At 64.8% G+C, this 2,804-nt stretch carries 4 protein-coding genes; 1 reads left to right on the top strand and 3 read right to left on the bottom strand.

Annotation, left to right across the window (positions count from 1 at the left end; all coding sequences use genetic code 11):
- Window positions 1-55: 55 nt before the first annotated feature.
- Window positions 56-286, top strand: coding sequence for a DUF6429 family protein (locus JKL46_RS34440; protein WP_201842922.1), 231 nt, complete (start codon window positions 56-58; stop codon window positions 284-286).
- 2 nt (window positions 287-288) lie between these two features.
- Here JKL46_RS34440 and tnpC read toward each other — a convergent pair whose 3' ends face one another.
- The 3 genes from tnpC to tnpA all read right to left on the bottom strand — a co-directional run bounded on the left by tnpC (window position 289) and on the right by tnpA (window position 2,717).
- On the bottom strand, window positions 289-1,905 hold the full coding sequence (gene tnpC, locus JKL46_RS34435) for an IS66 family transposase (protein WP_201842921.1): 1,617 nt from the start codon (window positions 1,903-1,905) through the stop codon (window positions 289-291).
- Window positions 1,906-2,001: 96 nt separating this feature from the next.
- Window positions 2,002-2,349 (bottom strand): IS66 family insertion sequence element accessory protein TnpB, encoded by a 348-nt coding sequence (gene tnpB / locus JKL46_RS34430; protein WP_201842920.1) that lies wholly within the window; start codon window positions 2,347-2,349, stop codon window positions 2,002-2,004.
- Window positions 2,346-2,717, bottom strand: coding sequence for an IS66-like element accessory protein TnpA (gene tnpA, locus JKL46_RS34425; RefSeq protein WP_201842919.1), 372 nt, complete (start codon window positions 2,715-2,717; stop codon window positions 2,346-2,348). The genes tnpB and tnpA overlap by 4 nt, the downstream gene beginning before the upstream one ends.
- Window positions 2,718-2,804: the final 87 nt, after the last annotated feature.

Here is a 2,804-nt window from a genome sequence, read left to right as displayed (position 1 = left end):
GTACGCATCCGCCGAGGACCGCGGAATTTCGGCCGCGGCGTGGTAAAGTGGCCGCATGGAGATTGACCACGACAAGATCGACGAGGCGGTTCTCGCCCTGCTGTGGCTGACGCTGCATGATGGCTATCGGGCCTGGAAGGGTTTTGACTGGGCAACGATGAACAGGCTCTATGAGAATGGCTTCATCTGCGACCCGGTCAACAAGACAAAGTCCGTCGTGCTCACCGATGAGGGGCTGCAGAAAGCCGAAGAGCTGTTCAAGGAGCTGTTTACGCGAAAGCCCTGAGATCAGGCCGCGGCTTGCTCGTCCCGCAGCGCCTTCCAGTTCCAGGGCAGGAGTTCGTCGAGGCGTTTGGCCGGGTGCTCCGGCAGTCGCGTCAGAACGTCAGCCAGCCAAGCGCGCGGGTCAACCTCATTGAGCTTGCAGGTCTCGACCAGCGTGTACAGCGCGGCCGCCCGATGGCCACCCACATCCGAGCCAGCGAAGGTCCAGTTCCGGCGCCCAACTGCAATGCCGCGGATCGCCCGCTCGGCGGCATTGTTCGACAGGCAGACCCGCCCGTCCTCGAGGAAGAGCGCGAACGAAGACCAACGCCGTAGCATGTAATTGATGGCTTTGGCGGTCTCACTCTTGGGCGACAGCCGTCCACGTTGCGCCCGCAACCAGCTCTCCAGATCATCCACCAGAGGCTTGGAGTGAGCCACACGGACAGAGCGTCGCTCGTCAGGCGGCCGGCCGTTGATCGCGCGCTCGATCGCAAACAGTGCATCGATGCGCTTGACTGCCTCGACCGCGATCGGCCCCTTCTTCAACTCAGCCAGTTCAAAGAAATTGCGCCGCGCATGCGCCCAACACGCGGCCTCGGTTGCAGCCCCGATCACGCGGCCTGGTTCATACAGTTGCCCGAAGCCGGAGTAGGCATCCGCCTGCAGGATCCCGCTGTAGCTCTTGAGAAAGCCCTGCGGATGCTCACCCTTGCGATCGGCAGAATAATAGTAAATGGCCGCTGGCGGATCGGCGCCGCTGAAGGGGCGGTCGTCACGCACCACGGTCCAGAGCCGGCCGGTCTTCGTCTTGCCCTTGGCCAGCACCGGCACCGGCGTGTCGTCGGCGTGCAGCCGCTCAGCCGTCATGACGTGGTCGGCGATCAGCGCACTCAAGGGCTGGGTCGCAACGGCGACCGCACCGATCCAGTCGCACAGGGTCGAGACATCCAGATCGACGCCTTCCTGGGCAAACACTGTGCTCTGGCGGGTCAGCGGCAGATGCAGTCCGAACTTACCGACCGTGATCTCGGCCAGCAGGTGGGGACCGGCGCGGCCGCGCGGAATGGCATGGAAGGGTGCCGGCGTCTCGGTGATCGTCTCGCACGCCGCGCAGCTGAACTTCTCACGCACGGTCTGCAGCACGACCCACTTGGCCGGGATGCGCTCGAGGGTCTCGGTCACCGCCTCTCCAAGTTTGCGCAGGCCGCCGCCACAGCAGGCGCAGGCGGTGGGACCAGGAAGGACGATGCGCCGACGCGGCAGGTGTCCGGGCAAGGGCCGGCGGGCGGCCTTGGCCCGCTTCAACTCCGCGACTGTCCACCGGGGCGCATCCGGCGCCGCGGCGGCATCCTTCGCCTCCGCTTCGGCATCCAGGTGGGCAGCGCTCTCCTCCAGGTCTTCGAGCGCAAGCATCAACTGGTCAAGGCGAGCACTGCGTTCCGATGAGGTGCCGAAGTGCTGGCGGCGCAACTTGGCGATCTGCAGCTTGAGCCGTTCGATCTCCAGCTCCAGGGCATACCGGGCGGCATGGGCTTGCGTGGCTTCAAGCCGGGCGACTTCCAACGCAGCCCGAGCGATCTCCAGATCACCCGCGCGGGCTTCGGCCGCCAGACGGGCGGCGCGCTCGGCGCGGATCATCGCGTGAGCGTCAGCCAGACTGGCGGGAAACGGATCAGGGTGATTTGCCACACTCTGAGTCTGCCACGGAAGCGTTGATTTGCAAGGCTTTGATGCTCATCCGGCGGCGGTCGGGCGCCAGGTTTGCTGGGGATTGCGCCAGTCGATGCCCTCCAAGAGATAACCTAACTGCGCGGTGGAAATCGACACCGTGCCGTCGGCCGGCGACGGCCACAGAAAACGGCCCCGGTCGATCCGCTTTGAGAACAAACATAGGCCCTGCCCGTCGTACCAGAGGACCTTGATCAGATCACCTCTGCGTCCACGGAAGACAAACAGATTGCCCGAATGCGGATCACGTTTGAGCATCTCCTGCACCAGCAGAGAGAGGCCGCCGAAGCCCTTCCTCATATCGGTGTGCCCGGTGGCCAGCCACACGCGCACGCCGGTCGGGACCGGGATCATGGCAGGCTCTCCATGACTTGCAGAACCCGCCGGAGGGCCTCGGCATCGACCTCGCGATCCACGCGGATGCGGCACCCGTGCCTCAAAACGATCTCGATCAAGCCAGTGCGCCGCGGTGAGGATGCTATCGGCGTGGCCTGCACCGGCACGGGCGCGATCTCGACCGGCATGAAGGCGGGAGCGGCGTCGCCTAGTCGCCCTTCGCGGGCGAGCCGGCGCCAGGTGAAAACCACACTGGGTGCGAGACCATGGCGACGGGCCACTTCGGTCACCGTCACGCCCGGTTGCATCGTCTCGTCCACGATCCGGACTTTGTCTTCGAAACTCCAGCGCCGCCGGCGCTCTGTGCCGAGAACTTCGATCTTCATCGATCTACTGACCTTAAAGCGAGCCTTAAGGTCAGAACGTCACGCGCAAACAGCGCTCTCACAAGAGGGCGCACACCGAGTGCTTAC

This window comes from Microvirga zambiensis WSM3693, assembly GCF_016735695.1.
In the GTDB taxonomy this organism is placed as follows: Bacteria; Pseudomonadota; Alphaproteobacteria; order Rhizobiales; family Beijerinckiaceae; genus Microvirga; species Microvirga zambiensis.
This window is presented reverse-complemented; position numbering and strand designations above follow the sequence as displayed.

Bases quoted from the DNA above. Each gene is read 5' to 3' on its own strand.
- JKL46_RS34440 (WP_201842922.1), top strand. From the start codon at position 56: ATGGAGATTGACCACGACAAGATCGACGAGGCGGTTCTCGCCCTGCTG.
- tnpC (WP_201842921.1), bottom strand. From the start codon at position 1,905: ATGATCCGCGCCGAGCGCGCCGCCCGTCTGGCGGCCGAAGCCCGCGCG.
- tnpB (WP_201842920.1), bottom strand. From the start codon at position 2,349: ATGATCCCGGTCCCGACCGGCGTGCGCGTGTGGCTGGCCACCGGGCAC.
- tnpA (WP_201842919.1), bottom strand. From the start codon at position 2,717: ATGAAGATCGAAGTTCTCGGCACAGAGCGCCGGCGGCGCTGGAGTTTC.